This window comes from Caballeronia sp. BCC1704, assembly GCF_902833455.1.
In the GTDB taxonomy this organism is placed as follows: Bacteria; Pseudomonadota; Gammaproteobacteria; order Burkholderiales; family Burkholderiaceae; genus Caballeronia.
This window is the reverse complement of the sequence record NZ_CADFFT010000001.1, coordinates 1333935-1358657: the sequence shown is the minus strand read 5'-3', so window position 1 is coordinate 1358657 and position 24723 is coordinate 1333935. Positions and strand designations below refer to the sequence as shown.

The 24723-nt window shown below is 65.3% G+C and carries 22 protein-coding genes; 14 read left to right on the top strand and 8 right to left on the bottom strand.

Going from position 1 to position 24723, the window contains the following annotated elements; genetic code table 11:
- Positions 1–4: 4 nt before the first annotated feature.
- Entirely contained in the window at positions 5–223 is a 219-nt protein-coding gene (locus tag HWX53_RS06340; protein ID WP_175939941.1) for a hypothetical protein, read from the bottom strand.
- Positions 224–519: 296 nt separating this feature from the next.
- On the bottom strand, positions 520–987 hold the full coding sequence (locus HWX53_RS06335) for an Lrp/AsnC family transcriptional regulator (RefSeq protein WP_175939940.1): 468 nt from the start codon (positions 985–987) through the stop codon (positions 520–522).
- 96 nt (positions 988–1083) lie between these two features.
- On the opposite strand from HWX53_RS06335, the gene HWX53_RS06330 reads away from it, so the two are divergent.
- Entirely contained in the window at positions 1084–1686 is a 603-nt protein-coding gene (locus HWX53_RS06330) for a cysteine dioxygenase family protein (RefSeq protein WP_347879148.1), read from the top strand.
- A gap of 14 nt (positions 1687–1700) precedes the next feature.
- On the opposite strand, the gene HWX53_RS06325 is transcribed toward HWX53_RS06330, so the two are convergent.
- Positions 1701–4340 (bottom strand): mechanosensitive ion channel family protein, encoded by a 2640-nt coding sequence (locus HWX53_RS06325; RefSeq protein WP_175939939.1) that lies wholly within the window; start codon positions 4338–4340, stop codon positions 1701–1703.
- Between the two features lie 103 nt (positions 4341–4443).
- A complete protein-coding gene (locus HWX53_RS06320; RefSeq protein ID WP_244140008.1) occupies positions 4444–4911 on the bottom strand; it encodes a hypothetical protein in 468 nt (155 codons plus the stop codon).
- A gap of 238 nt (positions 4912–5149) precedes the next feature.
- Here HWX53_RS06320 and HWX53_RS06315 point away from each other — a divergent pair, with 238 nt between their 5' ends.
- The 6 genes from HWX53_RS06315 to HWX53_RS06290 all read left to right on the top strand — a co-directional run bounded on the left by HWX53_RS06315 (position 5150) and on the right by HWX53_RS06290 (position 15596).
- Positions 5150–5458: a hypothetical protein gene (locus HWX53_RS06315; RefSeq protein ID WP_175939938.1), complete on the top strand. Its 309-nt coding sequence runs from the start codon at positions 5150–5152 to the stop codon at positions 5456–5458.
- 463 nt (positions 5459–5921) lie between these two features.
- A complete protein-coding gene (locus tag HWX53_RS06310) occupies positions 5922–6752 on the top strand; it encodes an IclR family transcriptional regulator (protein ID WP_175939937.1) in 831 nt (276 codons plus the stop codon).
- Between the two features lie 276 nt (positions 6753–7028).
- A complete protein-coding gene (locus HWX53_RS06305) occupies positions 7029–8387 on the top strand; it encodes an MdtA/MuxA family multidrug efflux RND transporter periplasmic adaptor subunit (RefSeq protein ID WP_175939936.1) in 1359 nt (452 codons plus the stop codon).
- Between the two features lie 16 nt (positions 8388–8403).
- On the top strand, positions 8404–11529 hold the full coding sequence (locus HWX53_RS06300) for an MdtB/MuxB family multidrug efflux RND transporter permease subunit (protein WP_175939935.1): 3126 nt from the start codon (positions 8404–8406) through the stop codon (positions 11527–11529).
- A 3-nt stretch (positions 11530–11532) separates the two neighbouring features.
- Entirely contained in the window at positions 11533–14868 is a 3336-nt protein-coding gene (locus tag HWX53_RS06295; RefSeq protein ID WP_175939934.1) for an efflux RND transporter permease subunit, read from the top strand.
- A gap of 68 nt (positions 14869–14936) precedes the next feature.
- Positions 14937–15596, top strand: a complete 660-nt coding sequence (locus HWX53_RS06290; RefSeq protein WP_175939933.1) for an SDR family oxidoreductase — start codon at positions 14937–14939, stop codon at positions 15594–15596.
- A gap of 6 nt (positions 15597–15602) precedes the next feature.
- Here HWX53_RS06290 and kdpE read toward each other — a convergent pair whose 3' ends face one another.
- From kdpE to HWX53_RS06270, 4 genes are read right to left on the bottom strand one after another with little or no spacing between them, the layout of a single operon-like run.
- Positions 15603–16301, bottom strand: coding sequence for a two-component system response regulator KdpE (gene kdpE / locus HWX53_RS06285; RefSeq protein WP_175939932.1), 699 nt, complete (start codon positions 16299–16301; stop codon positions 15603–15605).
- Positions 16302–16314: 13 nt separating this feature from the next.
- Positions 16315–17325 (bottom strand): quinone oxidoreductase, encoded by a 1011-nt coding sequence (locus tag HWX53_RS06280; protein WP_175939931.1) that lies wholly within the window; start codon positions 17323–17325, stop codon positions 16315–16317.
- 32 nt (positions 17326–17357) lie between these two features.
- Complete coding sequence (locus HWX53_RS06275; protein ID WP_175939930.1) at positions 17358–17747, bottom strand: methylglyoxal synthase; 390 nt, start codon at positions 17745–17747, stop codon at positions 17358–17360.
- Between the two features lie 32 nt (positions 17748–17779).
- Positions 17780–18559: an SDR family oxidoreductase gene (locus HWX53_RS06270; RefSeq protein WP_175939929.1), complete on the bottom strand. Its 780-nt coding sequence runs from the start codon at positions 18557–18559 to the stop codon at positions 17780–17782.
- 277 nt (positions 18560–18836) lie between these two features.
- Between HWX53_RS06270 and upp the strand changes: the two genes are divergently transcribed.
- From upp to rlmH, 7 genes are all read left to right on the top strand, one after another.
- Entirely contained in the window at positions 18837–19490 is a 654-nt protein-coding gene (gene upp, locus HWX53_RS06265; protein WP_175939928.1) for a uracil phosphoribosyltransferase, read from the top strand.
- Positions 19491–19773: 283 nt separating this feature from the next.
- Positions 19774–20502 (top strand): YebC/PmpR family DNA-binding transcriptional regulator, encoded by a 729-nt coding sequence (locus HWX53_RS06260; protein ID WP_175939927.1) that lies wholly within the window; start codon positions 19774–19776, stop codon positions 20500–20502.
- A 198-nt stretch (positions 20503–20700) separates the two neighbouring features.
- Complete coding sequence (gene purD, locus HWX53_RS06255) at positions 20701–21990, top strand: phosphoribosylamine--glycine ligase (RefSeq protein WP_175939926.1); 1290 nt, start codon at positions 20701–20703, stop codon at positions 21988–21990.
- 110 nt (positions 21991–22100) lie between these two features.
- On the top strand, positions 22101–23060 hold the full coding sequence (gene hemF / locus HWX53_RS06250; protein WP_175939925.1) for an oxygen-dependent coproporphyrinogen oxidase: 960 nt from the start codon (positions 22101–22103) through the stop codon (positions 23058–23060).
- The gene (locus HWX53_RS06245) at positions 23051–23749 is read left to right on the top strand and encodes a nicotinate-nucleotide adenylyltransferase (RefSeq protein ID WP_175939924.1); all 699 of its coding nucleotides are present in this window, start codon (positions 23051–23053) and stop codon (positions 23747–23749) included. Before hemF ends, HWX53_RS06245 begins: the two co-directional genes overlap by 10 nt.
- Before the next feature lie 13 nt (positions 23750–23762).
- Positions 23763–24224, top strand: coding sequence for a ribosome silencing factor (gene rsfS / locus HWX53_RS06240; protein WP_175939923.1), 462 nt, complete (start codon positions 23763–23765; stop codon positions 24222–24224).
- A 14-nt stretch (positions 24225–24238) separates the two neighbouring features.
- Entirely contained in the window at positions 24239–24709 is a 471-nt protein-coding gene (gene rlmH, locus HWX53_RS06235) for a 23S rRNA (pseudouridine(1915)-N(3))-methyltransferase RlmH (RefSeq protein WP_175939922.1), read from the top strand.
- The last annotated feature ends 14 nt before the right edge of the window (positions 24710–24723 follow it).

Genomic DNA, 24723 nt, shown 5'->3' with positions numbered 1-24723 from the left:
CGCCTTACTGCGAGGCGCCGGTGGCCGGCAGTGCCGGACGCGCGTCGCTCGCGGCGGCGGGCGGCGCGTTGTGCTCGTCGAACTCGCGCTTGTCGCGGATCGCGTTGAAGAGCAGCGTGAAGATCACGAGCAGCACCACGACCACGATGAACACGGTGATGCCCAAGGTCGGATTCTTCTTGCGCTGGAGGTTCGGGCGATCTTGGCGAGGGTTGTCGGTCATGGCGGGCGCAGCGGCTCGTTGCAATTATCGAGATAAAGCCAGCATCGTACCCGCACTGCTTTTCAGTTGGATTGCGACCGGCCGCGGTCATTTCGCTGCGCGGACGAGGCCCGTGAAATTCACTGCTGCATCGCCCAGCTTGTAAGAGGCGCGCCCGAATGACCATACTCAAGCCGATTCCATGCGCGTCCGATTCCGGCGAGGGCTAGACGGGGCAAGACCGGAATACCTAGTGACCGGACGTGTTGCGCCGCCCTCCCCGGGCGGCTTTTTCTTGCGCGTCCTAGGTTGCGAGTTCAGGCGTCGGCGGCGGGCCGCACCGGCAGCGCCGTCGAATACTTGATTTGCTCCATCGCGAAGCTCGAACTGACGTCGTAGAGCGGCACCGCGCGAATGAGCTGCTTGTAGACGCGGTCGTAATCATCAATATCGGATACCACCACGCGCAGCAAGTAATCCGTCTCGCCGCTCATTCGATACACCTCGACCACTTCCGGGATGTCGCGCACGGCGTGCGTGAATTCGTCGGCCCAGCTTTGCGTGTGCTGATTCGTGCGTACCGCGACGAACACCGTCGTGCCGACGCCTAGTTTCTTCGGATCACACAGCGCGACCTGCGCGCGAATCACGCCGGTCTCCTTCAGACGCTGCACCCGCTTCCAGCACGGCGTCTGCGACAAATTCACCCGCGACGCCAGTTCCGCGATAGGCATCGTCACGTCGCCTTGCAGCAGTTCGAGCAGCTTGCGGTCGATGAGGTCCATTCCCATACTGCACCCCCGATAGGAAAATTTTCTATTTTTGCTTCTCCGAGCGGAATTATATGGAAACCGTTTCCGGATGCAAGCCGGTATAAATTCGTGATCGACATCACCGGCACGCACGTCATCATGAAACTCGAACTCGCCACTCAACGCAGCGCACATTTCCCGGCTGACCGGAATGCTGCCGTCACCCGCCTCTGTCACGAAATCGATGCCGCGCTCGATGCGGCGCAAGCCGATGGCGGGATGTCGCTCGGCGTGCGAGTGCATGCGGCGCTCTCCCGCGCGATCGCCGATCCGGCGCTTCTGCGTGCCGATCAGCGCGCCGGCAGTCCGCAGGGCTACCAGCGTCACTTGCTCGCCGCCGATCCGCTCGGCCGTTACGCGATCGCGGCGCTGGTCTGGGAGCCGGGGCAGTCGAGCCCCGTGCATGCGCATCGGACATGGTGCGGTTATGCGGTCATCGACGGTGCGCTCGCCGAGACGCAGTATCGCTGGGACGCGAACGCGCATCGCGCCATCGAGACGCGCCGGCATCCGCGCGAAGCCGGCGCCGTGTCGTATGCGGACGCGGGACGCGGCGCGATTCATCAGCTTTGCAATCCAGCCGACGCGGCAACGCGCGCCGTATCGATCCACATCTACGGCGTGGCCGGCGAGCATATCGCCACGCACGTCAACGATCTTCTCGCCGCCTGAGCGGCCCGGTCGACTCAGCCCTTGCCGGGCTCGGGCGCCGTCGTGATCTGCGGCGGAATCGGCACCGAGAGGTCCGTGGCGGGCGGCGCGGGCCGCGGCTCGTGCGATACGTCCACGGCCTTGACCGTCGCCGCCGGGCCCGACTCCGCGTCGGCGAGCGGTGGCTCGTCGTCTAGCCAGATGCGCTTGGCCTTCGCGGCGTGCGCCGCATCGCCCGCATCGTGCACGCCGCGCTGCGCCATCTGCACCTGCATTTGCGGCACGGGAATCTCCATGCCCGCTGCGTCCATTTTCCGCTTGATGCGCAGGTTGAACGCACGCGCGACGCTCCATTGCAGAAGCGGCCGCGTCTTGATCTGGCCTTTCACGACCATCCAGTTCGGATCGAAACGGTCCAGTCCCCAGACTTCGACCGGACCCAGCATCTCGCGCCGATAGCGCAGATCGTCCATGAGTTCGGCGCCGACCTCGCGAATCATCTCCGTCACTTCGTCCACGTCCGCCGAGAACGGCACGCGCACTTCGAACACCGCGTACGCGAAGTCGCGCGACAGGTTCTTCACCGTCTTGATCTGCGAAAACGGAATGGCGTGAATGGCGCCCTGCCCGTCGCGCAGGCGCACCGTGCGTATCGTCAGGCTCTCGACGATGCCCGCGTGACCGCCTTCCACTTCGATCGAGTCGCCGACCGAAATGGTGTCTTCGATGATGATGAAAAGCCCCGTGATGAGATCCGCCACCAGCGATTGCGCGCCGAAGCCGACCGCAAGACCGATCACGCCCGCGCCGGCGAGCAGCGGCGTCACGTTCAGCCCGAGATTGGCCGCCGTCACGATCGCCGCGACCAGGAAGAGCACGACGAACACGACGTTGCGCAACAACGGCAGCATGGTGCGCGCCCGCATGCTCGGCCCGCGTCCGCTGCGCCGCGCCGAATCGGGCTTGAGCGCCTCCTGGATGCCGGTGTCGATCAGAATCCACACGAGCCATACGACGAAGAACGTCAGCACGATCATGCTGACCGCGTGCGTGATGCCGCGCGCGGCCACGCTGCGCTCGGCCATCTGCGCGAGCGAGAAGCCCCAGAAGCGCGACGAGACTTCGAGAAACGCGAGCCATATGCCGACGACGATCATCGTGCCGACGAACTTCACGAGCCGTCGCACATACGCCGATTGACGGCGCGGCCTGCGTGATTTGGGCCGTGTGATGCGGATGACGATAGCCGAGAGGAAGAACGCGACGACGAGCAAGCCGGCCGTGGCGATCGCCATTTGCAGCACGTTCTCGGACGTGCCGATGCCCGCGAGCGTCGCCACCACCGACGCGCACGCGAGCAGCAAGAGCGGCACTTGCCACAACGACGCGACCACCTCGAACGTTTCGGTCGCGGCCTTGCGCGTGTTGCGCTGCTCGTAAGTGCGGCTGCGGATCAGATGCGCGACGGGCCGCTGGAACGCGAGCGCGAAGTACGCGGTGAGCCCGGCCGCGACCATGTTCGCGAACGTCGAAATGAGCGCCGACAGATTAGTGCCCAGTTGCTGCGCGACGTCGTAATTGGCCGCGGCATCGCCGAGCGCGCCGAACGTGCCGATGGCGAACAAGAGCCGCCGCGCGTGCAGAATGAGCACGTTCACCGCGACCCGCCGATGCGCCGACCCGAACAGCGAGAACATGATGAGACAGATCGCCGAGAACACCGCGCCCGCGACGATCGCGTAGGCGGTGACCATCGCGAGCGTGCGGCCGAGCGACTGCGGCATCATGTGCACGAACGTCAGCGCCGCGACGAACGCGAAGACATAGGGCGCCACGCGCCGCATCGTGAAGAGAAGCAGCTCGCGCGTGGTCGGATTCGAATGCAGGCCGGCTTCGATGCCATAGCGCCTGTGCACGCGGCGCTGCAGGCTCACGAGCACAAACGCGCACGCGCCCCAGCCCGCGAGCGTCGCGAAGTAGTTGAAGAGCGTGCGGCCGAACGGCTCGCGGCTCTGGCTCGTGACGATGGTGAAGAGCTCGTTGCCCGCCGCGTTGAAGCGCCCGCTCCAGTACGCGACCGGCGTCTTGCCGCGCTTCACGTCCGCTTCTATGCTCGTCAGCGCCGATGCGATCGCGCCGAGCAAACCGGCGTTCTGCGCGATCGCGGCCACGACCGATGAGGCGGCGTTGGTCGGGGCGATCGGCGGCGTGGTGGCAGCTTCCGTCGATGCGGGTTGAGCGGCTGCTGCAGTAGGCGGCGCGACGGCGGCGGCTTCGGCTGCGCGCTTTGCATCGCGCAGCTTCTTCAGTTGCGCAACGAGCGCGCTGCGCTGACGGTCGCTGTCGAGCGTCGAAATGACGGTGTCGAGCGAGCGCACCATATCGGCATCGGAGGGAACGGACGGGGATGCGCCGGACGCCGCGTCGGCTGACGCTGCCGGCGCGGGCGGCGCGATGAGTTCCTGGAGCGACGGCAGGTCGAGCGCCGGGGCGGCTTCTGCGGCGGGGATCGTCAGCGAGAACAGCGCGATGAGAATGAGCGTCGTCAAGAACGATATCGCACGGATTCCGGGGATGCCCGCCTGCTGTACGCCGCGCCGCAGCGCGAGAGCGGAGATCCGGGATATCGCGACGAACGCCAGCGCGCCGCGATCCGCGAGCTTGCGTAGTTTCATAACGGTCTCGATTTCCGAAAGACCGCCAGTTTAGCGGCTGAGCTGCGCGCGCCGCGCACTGTCGAGGTAACCGAATGTTAAGCGCGCCTATTCGACCGGCCGCTTATTTATCCATGTCCGTGCGCGTGCCGGCATCGCTCGCCGAGTCGGAACCCGACGCCTGCGTGCCCGATGCGCCGCCGTCCTTGGCCGACCACTCCTGCAACTTGCGGCCCGCCGTCTGCAAACCCGCGCCGGTTGCGCTCGCGGCATCGGCGATGGCGGCGTTCGTCGCGCTCGCCGCGTTCTGCAAATTCGCGCGCGCCGACGCGGCCACGCTGCTCGCGGACAAGTCCGGCGCGGAGCCGGCGTGATCGAAACTCTGTTGTGCCGACTGCTTTGCCGCGTCGACCTTCTGGCCGACATAGCTCGCCGCCTGATCGAGCTTCTGCGTCGTCTGACTGGCCAGATTGTTGTAGGCGTTCGCGGCCTGGCCGGCGGCGGCGTCGTGCTTCTCGCACGCGGCGAGCACGCCGAGCACGGCGAGCGCGAATGCAATTCTCGCGGCCGGGGTCATCGAGTGAGTCTTCATGGCGCTGCCTCCTGCTTCATGCCGAGATTCGGGCGCATCCCGAAACGCGGGCTCATCATACGCCTTGCAGCTCGCAACCCGCGAAAGCTTGCATTGCAAGCGAACTGCGACGACTTCGCCGCTGCGCCGGACGCGCCCAATAGAATGTTTCCTCTACATTTAGGACACTTCTGCTTTTGGCATCGTTCGGTCCGGTCTATATTCGCCGCAGTCTCGCCCCTCCCACCGAAACCCCGCCATGATTTACATGAACCTCGCCATCGCCCTCGTCGCTGGGTTGATGCTCTTCGAACCTTTTACCCGCGCTCCCGTCTCCCGTTTCACCACGCATCGCATGCGTCGCATTCTCGCGAAACGCTCGTACTATCAGGCGGGCGGCGCTTTCTTCGGCGCGCTGGTCGTCGCGACGAGTCAGCCCGCGCCGGAACGCGTGTCGCCGCTCCTGGTGATGGGCGTCGCCTCTGCGCTGCTGGCAGCGAGCCTGTACTGGATCGTGCGCGGGAAGCTGTTGCTCCGGCAACGCCGCGTCTTCACCGAACTGCACTGAATCTCCCGCGCGGCGCGTTCTGACGCCGCGTTCGCCTGTCGCGCGAATTCAATAAACACTACATACGTTTTAGGCGTATATTCGGGCCGAACCGGCTCAAAAACCACCCGACGAAAAAAAAGGCGCCACGTTTCCGTAGCGCCTTAAAAGTTCTAGCCATTCCGAGGGCCGTGCTAGAACCTGAGAGACTGTATTCGAGCCCTGGAGCGGAAAGCGGTCGCGCACGTCGCCCAGCGGTTTCGAAATCGGATTCCATTTTTTCCGGGATCACTGCTCAAGTCAAGCAAAATTTCAGCGTCCGGGCATCTGCCCAACGGTGTCTTTGGGAATCGGTTCCGATTACACCGACGGGGGGCGCGCGGCTTATCATCGGGCCTTGCATCGCTTGCAAGCTTCAGGCGTCGCCTGAATGGAATGTTCCACTCAGCATTCGAAACGATGTTTCACAAAAAAGATGCCCACGATGAGCGACCGGTCGTCGAGCCGCACGAAAACGAAAGACAAGGATAGCGAGGAAGTCACCGCCCTCGCGCGCGGTCTCGACGTATTGCGCCGCATTGCCGCTGCGGATGCCCCGGTCAGCAACCGCGAACTGACCGAATGGACCGGCATTCCCAAACCTACCGTGTCGCGGATCACGGCGACGCTCGTCGGCGCGGGACTGCTACTGCGTCTGCCCGACAGCGAGCGCTTCGTCCTGACGGCGTCGGTGCTGGAACTCAGCAACGGCTTCCTGCGCAACTTCGACATCCGGGCGCGAGCGCGGCCGTTTCTGATCGCGCTAGCCGAACGGACGGGGCTCAGCGTGCATCTCGCCGTGCGCGACCGGCTGGAGATGGTCGTCATCGACGCCATCCGGCCGCGCTCCGCCGTGCTCGTCTCGCGGCTCGAAGTGGGCGGCCGAATGGACCTGAGCCGCACGGCGGTCGGGCGCGCGTATCTCTCCGTTCTGTCCGACGCCGACCAGCAGGCGCTCATCGGCAGCCTACAGACCGCATCCGGCGACGACTGGCCGAGCATCTCCGGCGGCTTGCAGCGCGGTCTCGACGACGCGCGCCGCCGTGGTTTCGCGATTTCGCTCGGGGAATGGCATCACGGGCTGAATGCGGTGGCCGCGGGCTTCGTCGGGCCGTCGGAGGAGCGCTATTCCGTCAACTGCGGCGGCGCAGCGCATCAGTGTCCGCACGAGACGCTGATCACGACCGTGGTGCCCGCCCTGCTCGATTGCGTCGCCCAGATCGCGCGCGAGATCGGCGGCAAAGCGGGCGCCGCGCCGTCCGCCGGAAGCCATTAAACTTACGCGCTTTGCTGCGCGCGTCCGGGCCTTCGCCGACGCGTGTAACGCTCGTAATCATCCGAAAGAAAGCCCGGTGGACGGGCATGGGCGCGCGACGTAGCATCATGCTTCGCGCGCACCGGGGCCGCGCCGGACCTCTGACTCAGGCTGTATCCAGCCTGGAACGCGCGGGCCGCGCCCGCCGCCTTTCCCCGGCTCTCCCCCGACCGCATCGCGAGATGCCGCCCATCCGCGCCCCGTAAGACAGACTTGGAAAGACCCAGCCACCACACGATGGACGACCGAAAGAACCCTCCCGCCGAGCCGCGCACGACGCCCGCGCGCCCCGCCGATCCCACTCCGACTGCCCCGCCCGTCACCACCGCCGCGCCGCGCCGCCGCCGTCTCGTGCCGCTCGTCGTGGCCGTCCTGATCGTCGCGGGAGCGGTCGCGTGGTGGCATCCGTGGAATCGCAGCGGCACAGCGGGTTCGCCCCAGCAGGCGAGTCAGGGCGGACGGCGCGGCGGCGCGAACGCGATGAACCAGCCTCAGCCGGTGCACGTGGCGACCGTGTCGCAAGGCGAGATGCCGGTCGTCATCAATGCGCTCGGCACGGTCACGCCGCTCGCGAACGTCACCGTGAAGACGCAGCTCAACGGCACGCTAATGGAAGTCGCGTTCCGCGAAGGCCAGATGGTCAAGAAGGGCGATCTGCTCGCGCAAATCGACCCGCGCCCCTACGAGATTTCGCTGCGCAACGCGCAGGGCACGCTGGCGCGCGATCAGGCGCTGCTGCAAACCGCGCGGCTCGACTTGCAGCGGTATCAGACGCTGCTCTCGCAGGATTCCATCGCCAAGCAGCAGGTGGACACGCAGGCCTCCCTCGTCAAGCAGTACGAAGGCGCGGTGAAGTCCGACCAGGCCAACGTCGACACGTACAAGCTCGATCTCGCCTATGCGCGCATCACGGCGCCGGTTTCCGGGCGCGTGGGCTTGCGCCAGGTCGATCCGGGCAACTACGTGACAACGGGCGACACCAACGGCGTCGTCGTCATCACGCAGTTGCAGCCGATCAGCGTGATCTTCACGACATCGGAGGACAACCTCGCCGCGATCATGAAGCCGCTACGCGCGGGCGTGAGGATGTCGGCGACGGCCTATGACCGCGCGAATACCACCGCGCTCGAATCCGGCTATCTCGAAACCGTCGACAATCAGATCGACACGGCCACGGGCACCGTGAAGCTGCGCGCCACCTTCGACAACAAGGAAAACCGGCTCTTCCCGAATCAGTTCGTGAACACGAAGCTGCTCGTCGACGTCATCAAGAACGCGACCATCGTGCCGACTTCGGCGGTGCTCAACGGCTCGTCCGGTTCGTTTGTGTACGTCGTGAAGCCCGACAACACGGTGACCGTGCGCAACGTGAAAACCGGCCCGGTCGATGGCGAGCGCACGAGCATCAAGTCCGGCCTGCAAGTGGGCGAGCGCGTGGTGATCGACGGCTCCGACCGCCTGAAGGAAGGCGCGAAGATCACGATTCCGGCCGAACGCCCGAAGGCTGCGTCGGGCGCATCGGCCGCGGCGGCCGCTTCGGGCGCATCGGGCGCGCAGCACGGCGGGCATCATCGCCGTCAGCAACAGCAGCAGTGAACTCTAAGCCTCGCGCATGAATCCCTCCCGCTTATTTATTCTGCGACCGGTCGGCACGGCGCTGCTGATGGCGGCGATCATGCTCGTCGGTCTCGTCGCGCTGCGCTTTCTGCCGCTGTCCGCGCTGCCCGCCGTCGACTATCCGACGATTCAGGTTCAGACCTTCTACCCCGGCGCGTCGCCGGACGTGATGACGTCTAGCGTCACCGCGCCGCTCGAAAAGCAGTTCGGGCAGATGGCGAGCCTGAACCAGATGTCGTCGCAGAGTTCGGCGGGGGCATCGGTCATCACGTTGCAGTTCAGCCTCGACTTGCCGCTCGATATCGCCGAGCAGGAAGTCCAGGCCGCCATCAATGCAGCGGGCAATCTGCTGCCGTCCGACCTCCCCGCCCCGCCGATCTACGCGAAAGTGAACCCCGCCGACGCGCCGATCATGACGCTCGCGATCAGCTCGAAGACGCTGCCGCTCACGCAAGTACAGGATCTCGCAGACACGCGACTCGGGCAGAAGATCTCGCAGGTCGCGGGCGTGGGCCTCGTGTCGGTGAGCGGCGGCAACCGGCCGGCCGTGCGCATTCAGGCCAATACGCGCGCGCTCGCCTCGTACGGGCTCAATATCGACGATCTGCGCACCACGATCTCGAACCTCAACGTCAACACGCCGAAGGGCAATTTCGACGGCCCGACGCGCGCCTACACCATCAACGCGAATGATCAGCTCACCGACGCGAACGCGTACAAGAGCGCGGTCGTCGCGTACCGCAACGGGCGGCCGGTGATGCTGACGGACGTCGCGACCATCGTGCAGGGACCGGAGAACACGAAGCTCGGCGCGTGGGTCGATTCGACGCCCGCCATCATCCTGAACGTGCAGCGGCAACCGGGCGCGAACGTCATTCAGGTGGTGGACGGCATCAAGAAGCTGCTGCCGCAGTTGCAGCAGTCGCTGCCGGCCGCGCTCGACGTGCGCGTGGTCACCGACCGCACCACGACCATTCGCGCGTCCGTGCGCGATGTGCAGTTCGAGCTCGCCCTGTCCGTCGTCCTGGTCGTGCTCGTCATTTATCTGTTCCTCGCGAACGTCTACGCGACCATCATTCCGAGCCTGTCGGTGCCACTCTCGCTCGTCGGCACGCTCGCGGTCATGTACCTGTGCGGCTTCTCGCTCGACAACCTCTCGCTGATGGCGCTCACCATCGCGACGGGCTTCGTCGTGGACGACGCCATCGTGATGATCGAAAACATCGCGCGTTACGTAGAGGAAGGCGAATCTCCGCTCGAAGCGGCGCTGAAAGGCTCGCGGCAGATCGGCTTCACGATCATTTCGCTCACCGTGTCGCTCATCGCGGTGCTGATTCCGCTGCTCTTCATGGGCGACGTCGTCGGGCGGCTGTTCCATGAATTCGCGATCACGCTCGCGGTGACCATCGTGATTTCGGCGATCGTGTCGCTCACGCTCGTACCGATGATGTGCGCGAAGCTGCTGCGCCATACGCCGCCGAAGGACAGCAAGCGGTTCGAGGCGCGCGCGCATCAGTTCATCGATTACGTCATCGGCCGCTATGCGGTGGCGCTCGAATGGGTGCTCGACCGGCAGCGTTCGACGCTCGTGGTCGCGCTGCTCACGCTCGTGCTGACCGGCGTGCTCTACGTGTTCATTCCGAAAGGCTTCTTCCCGACGCAGGACACGGGCGTGATTCAGGCGATCACGCAGGCGCCTCAGGCGGCGTCGTATCAGGCGGTCGCGGAACAGCAACAGGCGCTTGCTGCGAAGATTCTGCAGAACCCCGACGTCGAGAGTCTCACCTCGTTCATCGGCGTGGACGGCACGAATATCACGCTCAACAGCGGCCGCATGCTCATCAACCTGAAGCCGCGCGACGACCGCAGTAATACGTCGAGCGAAGTCATCCGCTCGATTCAGAACGAAGTGGCGGACATTCCGAGCATCAAGCTCTACATGCAGCCGGTGCAGGACTTGACGATCGACTCCACGGTCAGCCCGACGCAGTATCAGTTCATGCTGACGGACCCGAATCCTTCCGAGTTCGCGCAATGGGTGCCGAAGCTCGTCGACCGGCTGCAACATACGTCGATCCTGACGGATGTCGCCACCGATCTTCAGCAGAACGGCCAATCGGTGTACGTGGAAATCGACCGCGAAACGGCGGCGCGCTTCGGCATCACGCCCGCGACCGTGGACAACGCGCTGTACGACGCGTTCGGCCAGCGCATCATTTCGACCATCTTCACGCAGTCGAACCAGTACCGTGTGATTTTGGAGAGCGAGCCGACGGACGCGCACTACAGCGAGACGCTCAACGGCATCTATCTGCCCTCTTCCACCGCGACGAACGGACAGGTGCCGCTCTCGGCCATCGCCAAGTTCCACGAACGCGCCGCGCCCTTGCTCGTCACGCACCTCGGGCAGTTTCCGGCGACGACCGTCTCGTTCAATCTCGCGAAGGGCGCGTCGCTGGGCGCGGCGGTGAAGGCCATCGAAGAAGCGAAGAACGAAATCGGCTTGCCGGCATCGTTCCAAATCCGCTATCAGGGCGCGGCGCTCGCGTTCCAGGCGTCGCTGTCCAACGAACTGTTCCTGATTCTCGCGGCCATCGTCACGATGTATATCGTGCTCGGCGTGCTGTACGAGAGCTTCATCCATCCGATCACCATTCTCTCGACGCTGCCATCGGCTGGCGTCGGCGCGCTGCTCTCGCTGATGATCACCGGGCACGATCTGGACATCATCGGGATCATCGGCATCGTGCTTCTGATCGGCATCGTGAAGAAGAACGCGATCATGATGATCGACTTCGCGCTCGAAGCCGAACGCGAGCAAGGCAAGCCGCCGCGCGAGGCGATCTTTCAGGCGTGTCTGTTGCGCTTCCGCCCGATTCTGATGACGACGATGGCCGCGCTACTCGGCGCGCTGCCGCTGATGCTCGGCTGGGGCGCGGGTTCGGAGCTGCGCCATCCGCTCGGCATCGCGATCGTCGGCGGGTTGATCGTGTCGCAGTTGCTCACGCTCTTCACGACGCCTGTGATCTACCTCGGCTTCGATTCGCTCGGCCGCAAGCTGCGCGCGCGCTTCGGCGGCGACGGCATAAGCGCGGCGCGTGCGGCCGGCGACGTGGAGTAAGACATGAACCTGTCGCGCCTTTTCATCGACCGGCCCGTGGCGACGACGCTGCTCGCCGTCGGCATCGCGCTTGCCGGCATGTTCGCGTTCGTCAAGCTGCCGGTCGCGCCGCTGCCGCAAGTCGATTTCCCGACCATCTCCGTGCAGGCGTCGTTGCCGGGCGCGAGCCCGGAGACCGTGGCGACGAGCGTGGCGAGTCCGCTGGAGCGGCATCTGGGCAGCATCGCTGACGTGAGCGAAATGACGTCGATGAGCTCCGTCGGCAGCACGCGCATCACGCTGCAATTCGGCCTGAATCGCGATATCGACGGCGCCGCGCGCGACGTGCAGGCCGCGATCAACGCCGCGCGCGCAGATCTGCCGACGTCGCTGCGCAGCAATCCGACCTACCACAAGGTCAATCCCGCCGACGCGCCGATTCTCGTGCTCGCGCTGTCGTCGCCCACGCGCACGGCGGGCTCGCTCTACGATTCCGCTGCGACCGTGTTGCAACAGACGCTTTCGACGGTGCCGGGCGTCGGCGAAGTCGACGTGAGCGGGTCGGCGAACCCGGCGGTGCGCGTGGAACTGGAGCCGGGCGCGCTGTTCCATTACGGCATCGGGCTGGAGGACGTGCGGGCGGCGCTCGCGTCGGCGAACGCGAACAGCCCGAAAGGCGCGATCGAGTTTCAGGGCACGCACGTCCAGCTCTACACCAACGATCAGGCGAGCAAGGCCGCGCAGTACAAGGACCTCGTGATCGCGTACCGCAACGGCTCGGCGGTAAAGCTCTCGGACGTCGGCGAAGTGGTGGATTCGGTCGAGGACCTGCGCAATCTCGGCCTCATCAACAACAAACACGCGGTACTCGTCATTCTGTACCGGCAGCCGGGCGCGAACATCATCGAGACGATCGATCGCGTGAAGGCGATGGTGCCGCAATTGCAGGCCGCCCTGCCCGCCGACGTGGAGATCACGCCGACGGCGGACCGCTCGACCACCATTCGCTCGTCGCTGCACGACACCGAGCTCACGCTCGTGATTGCGGTCGCGCTCGTCGTGATGGTCGTGTTCCTGTTCCTGCGCAACTGGCGCGCGACGCTGATACCGAGCGTCGCGGTGCCGATCTCGATCATCGGCACGTTCGCGGCGATGTACCTGCTCGGGTTCTCGCTCGACAATCTCTCGCTGATGGCGCTCACCATCGCGACGGGCTTCGTGGTCGACGACGCCATCGTCGTGCTCGAAAACATCGCGCGGCATGTCGAAAAAGGCGTGCCGCGCATGCAGGCCGCGATCATCGGCGCGCGGGAGGTCGGCTTCACGGTGCTGTCCATCAGCGTGTCGCTCGTCGCCGTGTTCCTGCCCATCCTGCTGATGGGCGGCATCGTCGGGCGGCTGTTCCGCGAATTCGCGCTGACGCTCTCGCTCGCCATTGCGGTGTCGCTCGTCGTGTCGCTCACCGTCACGCCGATGATGTGCTCGCGCCTGCTCGAAGAACCGCGCGAAAAGCGCGAAGAGGGACGCGTCGCGCGCTGGCTCGAACGGCAATTCGAGCGCATGCAGCGCGGTTACGCGCGCACGCTCGGCTGGGCGCTCGGGCATCCGCGCACCATCCTGCTGATTCTGCTCGCGACCATCGGCCTCAACTTTTATCTGTACGTGATCGTGCCGAAGGGTTTCTTCCCGCAGCAGGACACGGGGCGCATCATCGGCGGCATACAGGCGGACCAGAGCACGTCGTTTCAGGCGATGAAGGTCAAGTTCTCCGAGATGATGCGCATTGTCGAAGCCGATCCCGCCGTGGATAGCGTCGCGGGTTTTACGGGCGGACGCTCGACCAATTCGGGCTTCATGTTCATCTCGCTCAAGCCGAAAAGCGAGCGCAAGATTTCGGCGGATCAGGTCATCAACCGCCTGCGCCGCCCGCTCGCCAATGTCGCGGGCGCGCGCACGTTCCTTCAGGCGGTGCAGGACATTCGCGTGGGCGGCCGGCAGTCGAACGCGCAGTATCAGTTCACGCTGCTCTCGGACACGACCTCCGACCTGTACACATGGGCGCCGAAGATCACCGATGCGCTGCAACACCGCCCCGAGCTGACCGACGTGAATTCGGATCAGCAACAAGGCGGCCTCGAAGCGATGGTGACGTTCGACCGCGCGACCGCCGCGCGCCTGAACATCAAGCCCGCGCAGATCGACAACACGCTCTACGACGCCTTCGGCCAGCGGCAGGTCTCGACCATCTATAACGCGTTGTCGCAGTATCACGTGGTAATGGAAGTCGCGCCGAAGTACTGGCAAGACCCGGAAATGCTGAAGCAGATCTACATCAGCACATCGGGCGGCACGGCGAGCGGCGCGGCATCGACCAATTCCACGACCACATCGAGCGCGACGAGCACGGCATCCACATCCGCGACGGGTTCGACCGGCGCGGGCGGCTCGTCCACCAGCACGAGCGACACCACCGCCGCGCTCGCGCTCGAATCCGTGCGCAATTCCGCGACCAACGCTATCGCGGCGAGCGGCAAGTCGGGATCGTCGTCGGGCGCGGCGGTGTCCACGTCGAAGGAAACGATGGTCCCGCTCTCTTCCATCGCGAAGTTCGGGCCGGGCAACACGCCGCTTTCGGTGAATCACCAGAGCCAGTTCGTCGCCTCGACCATTTCGTTCAACTTGCCGCCGGGCAAGTCGCTCTCGGCCGCCACCGCCGCGATCTACGAAACGATGGCCGAACTGGGCGTGCCGCCGACCGTTCACGGCAGCTTTCAGGGCACGGCGCAGGCCTTTCAGCAATCGCTCAACGATCAGCCGCTTCTCATTCTCGCGGCGCTTGCGGCGGTGTATATCGTGCTCGGCATCCTGTACGAGAGCTACATCCACCCGATCACGATTCTCTCGACGCTGCCGTCCGCCGGCATCGGCGCGCTGCTCGCGCTGCTGCTCTTTCACACGGAGTTCAGCATCATCGCGCTGATCGCGGTCATTCTGCTGATCGGCATCGTGAAGAAGAACGCGATCATGATGGTGGACTTCGCCATCGACGCGACGCGCAACGGCGGGAAGACCTCGCGCGATGCCATCGAGGAAGCGTGCCTGCTGCGCTTTCGCCCGATCATGATGACGACCGCCGCCGCGCTGCTCGGCGCGCTGCCGCTCGCGTTCGGCACCGGCGAAGGCTCGGAGATGCGCGCGCCGCTCGGCATTGCGATTGTCGGCGGCCTGATCGTGAGTCAGATGCTGACGCTCTACACCACGCCTGTCGTCTATCTGTACATGGACCGCATCCGCGTGCGCGGGGAAGCGCGGCGGGCGCGTCGCAAGGGCGGCGCGAGTCCTGCAAGCGCGGTCGAATGACGTTACGCTGGCATGGGCCGCGAAAATGGCCTACGGTGTTCTGACCGTCCACGCAAGGAGCGTCTCGAATGAAGGCGATGAAAGTCCTGCTGATCGGCGCGCACGGCCGCACGGGCCGCCATGTCGCGCGGCGTCTGCATGAAGAAGGCATTCCCTTTCGCGCGCTGTTGCGCAAGTCCGCGCACAAAAGCGAGTTCGCCGCGCTCGGCGCGGAGATCGTGCTCGGCGACCTGACGCACGACTTCTCGCATGCGCTGGACGACATCACGCATGTCGTCTACGCGGCGGGTTCCGCCGAATCTGAAGGCGTGAGCGAGGAACGCGACATCGACCGCGACGCCGTCATGCGCACCGCCGATTACGCGAAGCGCCGGCGCGTGCGGCAACTTGTCGTGGTGAGCGCGTTGTCCGCGTATCAGCCGCAGCGCAGTCCGCTCGCGCTGCGCCACTATTCGCGCATGAAGCGCGAAGCCGACGATTACGTCGCCCGACGCGGCGTGCCGTACGCGATCCTGCGGCCGGGCCCGCTTTCGGATGCGCCGGGGCGCGGGACGATCGCGCTCGCCGACGAACGCGTCGAACAGATGCCGGCGGTGTCGCGCGAAGACGTCGCGGAAGTCGCGATGCGCTGCCTGCTGCTCGGCGTGACGAATCGCACGATCGGCTTCGTCGGCGGCGACGTGCCTATCGACGATGCACTCGATGCGCCCGCTGCCGCCACGGCGTAAGCGGCTTCAGTTCGCGCCGACCAGCCGATATCCGACGCCCGTTTCGGTGACGATATGCTCCGGCTGCGCGGCGTCGCGTTCGAGCTTCTGCCGCAGATGCGCCATGTAGATGCGCAGGTAATGCGGACTCTCGACATGCGACGGCCCCCACACTTCGCGCAGCAAATGCCTGTGCGTCAGCACGCGCCCCGCGTCGCGCACGAGGGTCGCGAGCAGGCGATATTCGATCGGCGTCAGATGCACGCTTTCGCCGTTTCGCGTGACGCGCCGTAGCGCGAGATCGACCGTGACATCGCCGAAGCTCACCACGTGCGTTTCGCTCGCCGCAGCCTGGTTGCGCCGCCGCAAGTGCGCGCGGATACGCGCCATCAGTTCCGAGACGCCGAAGGGCTTGGTCAGATAATCGTCCGCGCCGGCATCCAGCGCGGCGACTTTCTCTTCTTCCTGCGTGCGCGCCGAGAGCACGATCACCGGCACTTCGGTCCAGCTTCGCAGTTCGCGGATCACGTCGATGCCATCCGTGTCCGGCAGGCCGAGATCGACGATCACGAGATCCGGCTTGCGCGTGGCCGCCGCGACCAGTCCTTGCTGGCCGGTTTCGGCTTCGAACACGGTCATCTGCTGCGCTTCGAGCGACACGCGCACGAAGCGCCGGATCTGCTTTTCGTCTTCGATCAAGACGACGGTGAAGGACGGCTCGCTCATCGTTTGTTATCGGTTATGGAGTCGAGCCGGCCGCGCGGCGTCGCCGCGCTCTAGGCAAAAGTATCGTCGAGCCGGTCGTCTTGCGCGCTTCGAGTTCTTCGTGCGCGCGCGCCGCGTCCGCGAGCGGATAGCGCTGCCGCACATTCGTCTTTACCTTGCCCGACGACACGACATCGAACAGTTCGGCGGCCATCGTGTCGAGATCGCTGCGCTTCGCGATATAGCTGAAGAGCGTCGGACGGGTGAAGAAGAGCGAGCCGCGCCCGGCGAGTTCCGACGAATCGATCGGCGGCAGCGGCCCCGACGAATTGCCGAAGCTCACGAAAAGACCGAGCGGCGCGAGGCAATCGAGCGAGCCCACATAGGTGTCCTTGCCGATCGAATCGTAGACCACGGGCACGCCCGCGCCGTTCGTGATCTCGCGCACGCGTTGCGTGAAGTTCTCGCGCGTATAGACAATCGGATGATCGCAGCCGTGCTCTTTCGCAAGCGCCGCCTTCTCGTCCGATCCGACCGTGCCGATGACCGTCGCGCCGAGCGCCTTGGCCCACTGGCACGCGAGCATGCCGACGCCGCCCGCCGCCGCGTGAATCAGCACGGTGTCGCCCGCCTTCACGCGGTACGTGCGGCGCAGTAGATACTGCGCCGTCAGCCCTTGCAGCATGATCGACGCGGCGTCTTCATAGCCGATCGCATCCGGCAGCTTGACAACGTAATCCGCCGCCATCACGCGTTCTTCCGCGTACGCGCCCGGCGGACGCGATGCATACGCCACGCGATCGCCCGGCTTGAACTGCGTGACGCCCTCGCCTACCGCCGTCACTTCGCCCGCGCCTTCCATGCCGAGGCCGCCGGGCAGCGGCATCGGATAGAGGCCGGTGCGGAAATACACGTCGATAAAGTTGAGCCCCACCGCATGATGCTTTACGCGGATTTCGCCCTTGCCCGGCTCGCCCACGTTCACATCGACCCACTTCATCACTTCGGGGCCGCCGGTTTTGTCGAATCGGATTGCCTTGGTCATCGCTCGAACGTCTCCTTCGTTTCGTGGATGCTTCAGCGCGCCCTCACCAGCCGGGCGCGCAACTCGTCCAGAATCATGCGCGCGGTCGACACGTTGGTCGCGCACGGCACGTTATGCACGTCGCAGGCGCGCACCAGCGCGTTGATGTCGGGCTCGTGCGGCTGCGGCGTCATCGGATCGCGCAGAAAGATTACGACGTCGACGCGCCCTTCCGCCAGTTCGCCGCCGATCTGCAAGTCGCCGCCATGCGGGCCGGATAGCTTGCGCTCGACGTCCAGCCCGTGCGCCGCCGCGATGCGCGCACCCGTGGTGCCGGTCGCGACCAGCTGGCATTGCGCCAATGTGTCGACATACTCGCCCGCGAGGGCGACGATGTCGTCCTTTTTCATGTCGTGCGCAATCAGCGCGACGCGTGTGCTCATGTGCTGCCTTCTCCCCTCTTGTCTGTCGCCGGTCAGTAGGTGCCAGGATAAGCGCCGCCGTCGATCAATATGTTCTGGCCGATGATATAGCCGGCATGCACGCTGCACAGGAACGCGCAGGTCCGCCCGAACTCGTCCGGATTGCCGAAGCGCCCCGCCGGAAGACTCTGCGCGCGACGCGCGCGCGCCTCTTCGATGGAGATGTTCTGCGCCTTCGCTTGCGCCTCGAAGGTGACGGCGACGCGGTCGGTGTCGAACGTGCCCGGCAGCAAGTTGTTGATGGTGACGCCGGTGGCCGCCACCTTGCGCGCCACGCCCGCGACGAAGCCCGTGAGCCCCGAGCGCGCGCCGTTCGACAGCCCGAGCACGTCGATAGGCGCTTTCACCGACGAACTCGTGATATTGACGATGCGCCCGAAGCCGCGATCGATCATGCCGTCGATCGTGCGCTTGATGAGCTCGATCGGCGTCAGCATGTTCGCTTCGAGCGCCTTGATCCACATCTCATGCGTGAAGTTGCGGAAGTCGCCCGGCGGCGGGCCGCCCGCGTTGTTCACCAGAATGTCCGGCTGCGGACAGGCCGCGAGCGCGGCGTTGTGGCCTTCGGGCGTCGTGATGTCGCACGCGACGGCCTGCACGTTGACGCCATACTGCGCGCGAATGCTCGCCGCCGTCGCTTCGAGCGTCTCGGCCGTGCGCGCCGTGATCACGAGATTCACGCCCTCGGCGGCCAGCGCCTCCGCGCAGCCGCGCCCGAGTCCCTTGCTCGCCGCGCACACGAGCGCGGTGCGCCCTGCGATTCCCATATCCATCGTCCGTCCTCCATGATCGTCGTTTAGTGTTCGAATCGGTTCCAAGCGTGGCAACGTGGCATCGTTGCACGCGTCGAAACCCTCTCGCGCATTCTAGAAGAATCGGGGCGGCAACGTCGGCGCTCGCATGGCCGCATCGCCGGCGATTATTCTTAGGTCATGGCGGCCTTTTCGGTAAACTGTCGCCACTGTCGGCCCGGCGCGCTGCGAAGCGCGCCGCGCGCGACCGCCCACGGCAGGACCATCACCCGAGCAGGACGCGCACTGCGCGAGACCCATGAAACAAGACAGCCGCTTTCCCAATCTCTTCATCCTCAATCACCCGCTGATCCAGCACAAGCTCACGCACATGCGGGACAAGGACACGTCGACGCGCACGTTCCGCGAGTTGCTGCGGGAAATCACGCTGCTGATGGGCTATGAAATCACGCGCAACCTGCCGTTGACGACCAAGCGCGTGGAAACGCCGCTCGTGGAAATCGACGCGCCGGTGATCGCCGGCAAGAAGCTCGCGATCGTGCCGGTGCTGCGCGCGGGCATCGGCATGTCGGACGGGCTGCTCGATCTCGTGCCGTCGGCGCGCGTCGGGCATATCGGCGTGTATCGCGCGGACGATCATCGGCCGGTGGAGTATCTCGTGCGCCTGCCGCCCGATCTGGAGGAGCGCGTGTTCATTCTCTGCGATCCGATGGTCGCGACGGGCTACTCCGCCGTCCACGCCGTCGACGTGATGAAGCGGCGCAACGTGCAGGACGAGAACATCATCTTCGTGGCGCTGGTCGCCGCGCCCGAGGGCGTGAAGGTGTTTCAGGACGCGCACCCGAACGTGAAGCTCTACGTGGCGTCGCTGGACTCGCATCTGAACGAGCATGCGTATATCGTCCCCGGTCTCGGCGATGCCGGCGATCGCCTCTTCGGCACCAAGAACTGACCGCCCGTCCGCTTTTGCCGCCCAACCGCCGCGCCCTCGCGCGGCGGTTTCGTTTTCACGGCGGGCCGGCGCGCACGCCCGCTGTCCGGGCTTTGCGCCATGCTAAAATTTTGGTCTGTTTCCGATTCGGAATCGACGCGCGTTCGAGCATCGCGCCGCGTCGCCGGACGGACCCGGCAGCCGCTTTGAAGCACTCAGCGAGGCAGCGCGCAGGCCGGTCGATAATCACGCAACACAGCACACTAGGCGCACGAATTCACGCGGCGCGCGACGGAGAAAGGTAATGGCGGGTCATTCGAAATGGGCCAACATCAAGCATAAGAAAGCAGCGGCCGACGCGAAGAAAGGCAAGATCTGGACGCGCCTCATCAAGGAAATCCAGGTCGCGGCCCGCATGGGCGGCGGCGACATCGACTCGAATCCGCGCCTGCGGCTCGCCGTCGACAAGGCCTACGACGCGAACATGCCGAAGGACAACGTCAATCGCGCGATCCAGCGCGGCGTCGGCGGCGTCGATGGCGCGAACTACGAAGAGATCCGCTACGAAGGCTACGGCATCGGCGGCGCGGCGATCATCGTCGACACCATGACGGACAACCGCACGCGCACGGTCGCGGAAGTGCGCCACGCATTCTCGAAGTTCGGCGGCAACATGGGCACGGACGGCTCGGTGTCGTTCATGTTCGACCACGTCGGCCAGTTCCTGTTCGCGCCGGGCACGCCCGAAGACAAGCTGATGGACGCGGCCCTCGAAGCCGGCGCCGACGACGTCGTGACGAACGAAGACGGCAGCATCGAGGTGCTCTGCCCGCCGAACGGTTTCCAGAAGGTGAAGGACGCGCTCGAAGCCGCGGGCTTCAAGGCCGAACTCGCCGAAGTGACGATGAAGCCGCAGACGGAAGTCGAATTCAGCGGCGACGACGCAGTGAAAATGCAAAAGCTGCTCGACGCGCTCGAAAATCTCGACGACGTGCAGGAAGTCTATACGAACGCCGCAATCAACGACGAGTAACGAGGAGCACGCAGCCGCCGGGCTGGGTGGTTTCGCCGCGCCACGACTGGAACGGCTTTCGCTTTGCTTCGACGATTGGAAGGCGCGTGACGCAGCCGATGTCCGCGCGAGCCGCCTTTCGACCGCTCTGACTGCGCCGCAACCAGGCGCGTACGCGTGCGCGGCCACAGTTTTCATTCAAGCTTTTCGGGGATTCAAATGAAGTTACTCGTCGTCGGTTCGGGCGGTCGGGAACATGCACTGGCATGGAAGCTCGCGCAGTCGCCGCGCGTGCAGATCGTCTATGTGGCGCCGGGCAACGGCGGCACCGCGCAGGACGAGCGCCTGCGCAACGTCGATATCACGGACCCGGCCGCGCTCGCCGATTTCGTCGAGAAGGAGCACGTTTCGCTGACCGTCGTCGGTCCGGAAACGCCGCTCGCGGCGGGCATCGTGAATCTGTTCCGCTCGCGCGGGCTGAAGATCTTCGGGCCGACGAAGGAAGCCGCGCAGCTCGAAAGCTCGAAGGACTTCGCGAAGGCGTTCATGAAGCGCCACAACATTCCGACGGCCGAATACGAAACCTTCACGGACGCCGCCGCCGCGCACGCTTACATCGACGCGAAAGGCGCGCCGATCGTCGTGAAAGCGGACGGACTCGCCGCCGGCAAGGGCGTGGTGGTCGCGATGAGCGCCGAAGAAGCGCACGCCGCCGTCGATTCCATGCTTGCCGACAACCGGTTCGGCGATGCGGGCGCGCGCGTGGTCATCGAAGAATTCCTGACCGGCGAGGAAGCGAGCTTCATCGTGATGGTGGACGGCAAGCACGTGCTGCCGCTCGCCTCCAGCCAGGACCACAAGCGCCTGCTCGACGGCGACAAGGGCCCGAACACCGGCGGCATGGGCGCGTATTCGCCCGCGCCTATCGTCACGCCGCAACTGCACGCCCGCGTGATGCGCGAAATCATCCTGCCGACGGTGCGCGGCATGGAAAACGAAGGCATCCGCTATACCGGCTTTCTGTACGCGGGCCTGATGATCGACGCGAACGGCAATCCGAAGACGCTCGAATTCAACTGCCGAATGGGCGATCCGGAAACGCAGCCGATCATGGCGCGCCTGAAGGGCGATTTCTCGAAGGTCGTGGAAATGGCCATCGACGGCAAGCTCGACGGCGCGGAACTGGAGTGGGATCGGCGCACCGCGCTCGGAGTCGTGCTGGCCGCGCACAACTACCCGGACGCGCCGCGCAAAGGCGACCGCATCAACGGCATTCCGGCCGAAACGGACAACGCCGTGACGTTCCACGCGGGCACGACGCTGGCTGACGGCAAGCTGACGACCTCGGGCGGACGCGTGCTGTGCGTCGTCGGGCTGGCGGATTCGGTGCGCGGCGCACAATCCGTGGTCTACGATACAGTCAATCAGATCTCGTTCGACGGCATGCAGTATCGCCGGGACATCGGTTACCGGGCGGTGAGCCGGAAACAGGCTGACCGCCACGGCTGACGCGGAACTTCCGCTTCGCCGAACCCGCGCTGCCGGACCTCGTGTCCGGCAGCGCGTTTTGCAGAGAACCACGACTTACGCGCCAGCCGGCTGGCGCAGTGCATCCATCGATGAGTGAACCGAAACGCAGCGCGGACCGCGAGGCACAAAGAGACGCATCGCACGATATCGCGGCGGTGCGCGACTATCTGACCGGCCTGCAAACGCGCATCGCCGACACGCTCGGCGCGTTCGACGGCACGCCCTTCGCCACCGACGCTTGGACCCGCGAGCCGGGCGCGCATCTGCGCGGCGGCGGCGTGACGCGCATTCTCGAAGGCGGCGGATTTTTCGAGCGCGCCGGCATCGGTTTCTCGGACGTCGCGGGCGACGCCCTGCCGCCATCGGCCAGCGCGGCGCGTCCGCAACTGGCAGGCCGCGGCTTCGAGGCGCTCGGCGTCTCGCTCGTCATGCATCCGCGCAATCCGCACTGCCCGACCGTGCACATGAACGTGCGCATGCTCACGGCGGTCGCGCCCGGCGAAGCGCCGATCTTCTGGTTCGGCGGCGGCATGGACCTCACGCCGATCTACGGCTACGAGGAAGACGCGGTGCATTTTCATGGCGTATGTCGCGAAGCATTGCAACCGTTCGGCGCGGACTTGTACCCGCGTTTCAAGACGTGGTGCGACGAGTATTTCTACCTGAAGCATCGGAACGAACAGCGCGGCATCGGCGGGATTTTTTTCGATGATTTCTCCGAGCCCGGCTTCGAGCGTTCCTTCGCGATGATGCGAAGCGTCGGCGATGCATTTCTGGACGCGTATCTGCCGATCATCGAGCGGCGGCGCGACACGCCGTACACCGAACGCGAGCGCGAGTTTCAGGCGTACCGGCGCGGGCGCTACGTCGAATTCAACCTCGTCTTCGATCGCGGCACGCATTTCGGTCTGCAAAGCGGTGGCCGCACCGAGTCGATCCTCATGTCGATGCCGCCGGTCGCGAACTGGCGCTACGACTGGCAACCGGAACCCGGCACGCCGGAAGCGCGGCTGTACCGGGACTTTCTGGTGCGCCGCGAATGGCTGTGATCTCCGCCGCCACTCCGGCAGCGCCGTGCGAGAAGCGCGTCGGCTTGCTCGGCGGCACGTTCGATCCGATTCACAACGGACATCTCGCGCTCGCCCGGCGCTTCGCCGCGCTGTTGCAGCTGACCGAGCTCGTGCTGCTGCCGGCCGGCCAACCGTGGCAGAAGGCGGGCGTATCGGCGCCGCATCATCGGCTGGCGATGACACGCGCGGCGGCGCGATCGCTCGATCTCGGCGGCGCGAAAATTACCGTCGCGACCGATGAAATCGAGCGCGATGGCCCCACTTACACCGTCGACACGCTCGCTCAGTGGCGCGAGCGCGAAGGCCCGGAGGCGTCGCTTTCGCTTCTGATCGGCGCTGATCAGCTCGTGAAGCTCGACTCATGGCACGACTGGAAGCGGCTTTTCGACTACGCGCACATTTGCGTCGAGGCGCGGCCGGGCTTCGATATGCGCGTACTGCCCGATCAAGTGGCGCGGGAAGTGGCCGCGCGCCGGGCGTCGGCGGACGTGCTAACCGCGAGTCCGCACGGCCATGTGCTGATCGACGAATCGCTTTGCCTCGACGTCTCCGCCACGGCGATCCGCGAGCACGCTCGCGCGCAACACGGCACGCGCGAACTGCGCGCTCAGGTCCCATCCGCCGTATGGGACTATATTGTTCAACATCACCTGTACCGGACACGGTAAAGACACAGCAACCATGGAACTTCAAAAGCTGCAACGCGCGATCATCGACGGTCTCGAAGACGTCAAGGCGCAAGACATCAAGGTGTTCAACACGAGCCACCTGACGTCGCTGTTCGACCGCGTGGTCGTGGCGAGCGGGACGTCGAACCGGCAGACCAAGGCGCTGGCCAACAGCGTGCGCGAAAAGGTCAAGGAAGCGGGTGGCGACATCATCAGCACGGAAGGCGAAGAGATCGGCGAATGGGTGCTGGTCGATTGCGGCGACGCGGTCGTTCATATTCTGCAACCGGCGCTGCGCCAGTACTACAACCTCGAGGAAGTCTGGGGCGACAAGCCCGTGCGCGTGAAGCTGCAAAAGCCGAACATGTTCGGCGGCGCGAGCGTCTCCGATGACGACGAGGACGATGAAGACGAGGCAAACGATAAGCCCGCGGTGAAACGCCCGGCGCGCAAAACCGCGCGCAAGCAGGCCTGAAGGCTCGCGCCTTCATGAAGCTCTATATCCTGGCCGTCGGACACAAGATGCCCGACTGGATCGAAAGCGGGTTCGACGAGTACTCGAAGCGCATGCCGCCCGAGCTGCGCATCGAACTCAAGGAAATCAAGCCCGAGCAACGCTCGTCCGGACGCAATGCCGAGAGCGTGATGACTGCCGAGCGGCAGCGAATTGAAGCCGCCTTGCCGAAGAACGCGCGCGTCGTCGCACTCGACGAACGCGGCCGCGACTGGACCACGATGCAACTCGCGAACGCCCTGCCCGGCTGGCAGCAGGACGGGCGCGATGTCGCGTTCGTGATCGGCGGCGCGGACGGCCTTGCGCCCGAAGTGAAGGCCCGCGCCGAACTGATGTTGCGCGTCTCCAGCTTAACGCTGCCTCACGGCATGGTTCGCGTGCTGCTGGCCGAACAGCTTTACCGCGCGTGGAGCATCACGCAGAATCACCCCTACCATCGCGCGTGAGTCGTTGGGCTCTT

Bases quoted from the DNA above. Each gene is read 5' to 3' on its own strand.
- HWX53_RS06340 (WP_175939941.1), bottom strand. From the start codon at position 223: ATGACCGACAACCCTCGCCAAGATCGCCCGAACCTCCAGCGCAAGAAG.
- HWX53_RS06335 (WP_175939940.1), bottom strand. From the start codon at position 987: ATGGACCTCATCGACCGCAAGCTGCTCGAACTGCTGCAAGGCGACGTG.
- HWX53_RS06325 (WP_175939939.1), bottom strand. From the start codon at position 4,340: ATGAAACTACGCAAGCTCGCGGATCGCGGCGCGCTGGCGTTCGTCGCG.
- HWX53_RS06320 (WP_244140008.1), bottom strand. From the start codon at position 4,911: ATGAAGACTCACTCGATGACCCCGGCCGCGAGAATTGCATTCGCGCTC.
- HWX53_RS06315 (WP_175939938.1), top strand. From the start codon at position 5,150: ATGATTTACATGAACCTCGCCATCGCCCTCGTCGCTGGGTTGATGCTC.
- HWX53_RS06310 (WP_175939937.1), top strand. From the start codon at position 5,922: ATGAGCGACCGGTCGTCGAGCCGCACGAAAACGAAAGACAAGGATAGC.
- HWX53_RS06305 (WP_175939936.1), top strand. From the start codon at position 7,029: ATGGACGACCGAAAGAACCCTCCCGCCGAGCCGCGCACGACGCCCGCG.
- HWX53_RS06300 (WP_175939935.1), top strand. From the start codon at position 8,404: ATGAATCCCTCCCGCTTATTTATTCTGCGACCGGTCGGCACGGCGCTG.
- HWX53_RS06295 (WP_175939934.1), top strand. From the start codon at position 11,533: ATGAACCTGTCGCGCCTTTTCATCGACCGGCCCGTGGCGACGACGCTG.
- HWX53_RS06290 (WP_175939933.1), top strand. From the start codon at position 14,937: ATGAAGGCGATGAAAGTCCTGCTGATCGGCGCGCACGGCCGCACGGGC.
- kdpE (WP_175939932.1), bottom strand. From the start codon at position 16,301: ATGAGCGAGCCGTCCTTCACCGTCGTCTTGATCGAAGACGAAAAGCAG.
- HWX53_RS06280 (WP_175939931.1), bottom strand. From the start codon at position 17,325: ATGACCAAGGCAATCCGATTCGACAAAACCGGCGGCCCCGAAGTGATG.
- HWX53_RS06275 (WP_175939930.1), bottom strand. From the start codon at position 17,747: ATGAGCACACGCGTCGCGCTGATTGCGCACGACATGAAAAAGGACGAC.
- HWX53_RS06270 (WP_175939929.1), bottom strand. From the start codon at position 18,559: ATGGATATGGGAATCGCAGGGCGCACCGCGCTCGTGTGCGCGGCGAGC.
- upp (WP_175939928.1), top strand. From the start codon at position 18,837: ATGAAACAAGACAGCCGCTTTCCCAATCTCTTCATCCTCAATCACCCG.
- HWX53_RS06260 (WP_175939927.1), top strand. From the start codon at position 19,774: ATGGCGGGTCATTCGAAATGGGCCAACATCAAGCATAAGAAAGCAGCG.
- purD (WP_175939926.1), top strand. From the start codon at position 20,701: ATGAAGTTACTCGTCGTCGGTTCGGGCGGTCGGGAACATGCACTGGCA.
- hemF (WP_175939925.1), top strand. From the start codon at position 22,101: ATGAGTGAACCGAAACGCAGCGCGGACCGCGAGGCACAAAGAGACGCA.
- HWX53_RS06245 (WP_175939924.1), top strand. From the start codon at position 23,051: ATGGCTGTGATCTCCGCCGCCACTCCGGCAGCGCCGTGCGAGAAGCGC.
- rsfS (WP_175939923.1), top strand. From the start codon at position 23,763: ATGGAACTTCAAAAGCTGCAACGCGCGATCATCGACGGTCTCGAAGAC.
- rlmH (WP_175939922.1), top strand. From the start codon at position 24,239: ATGAAGCTCTATATCCTGGCCGTCGGACACAAGATGCCCGACTGGATC.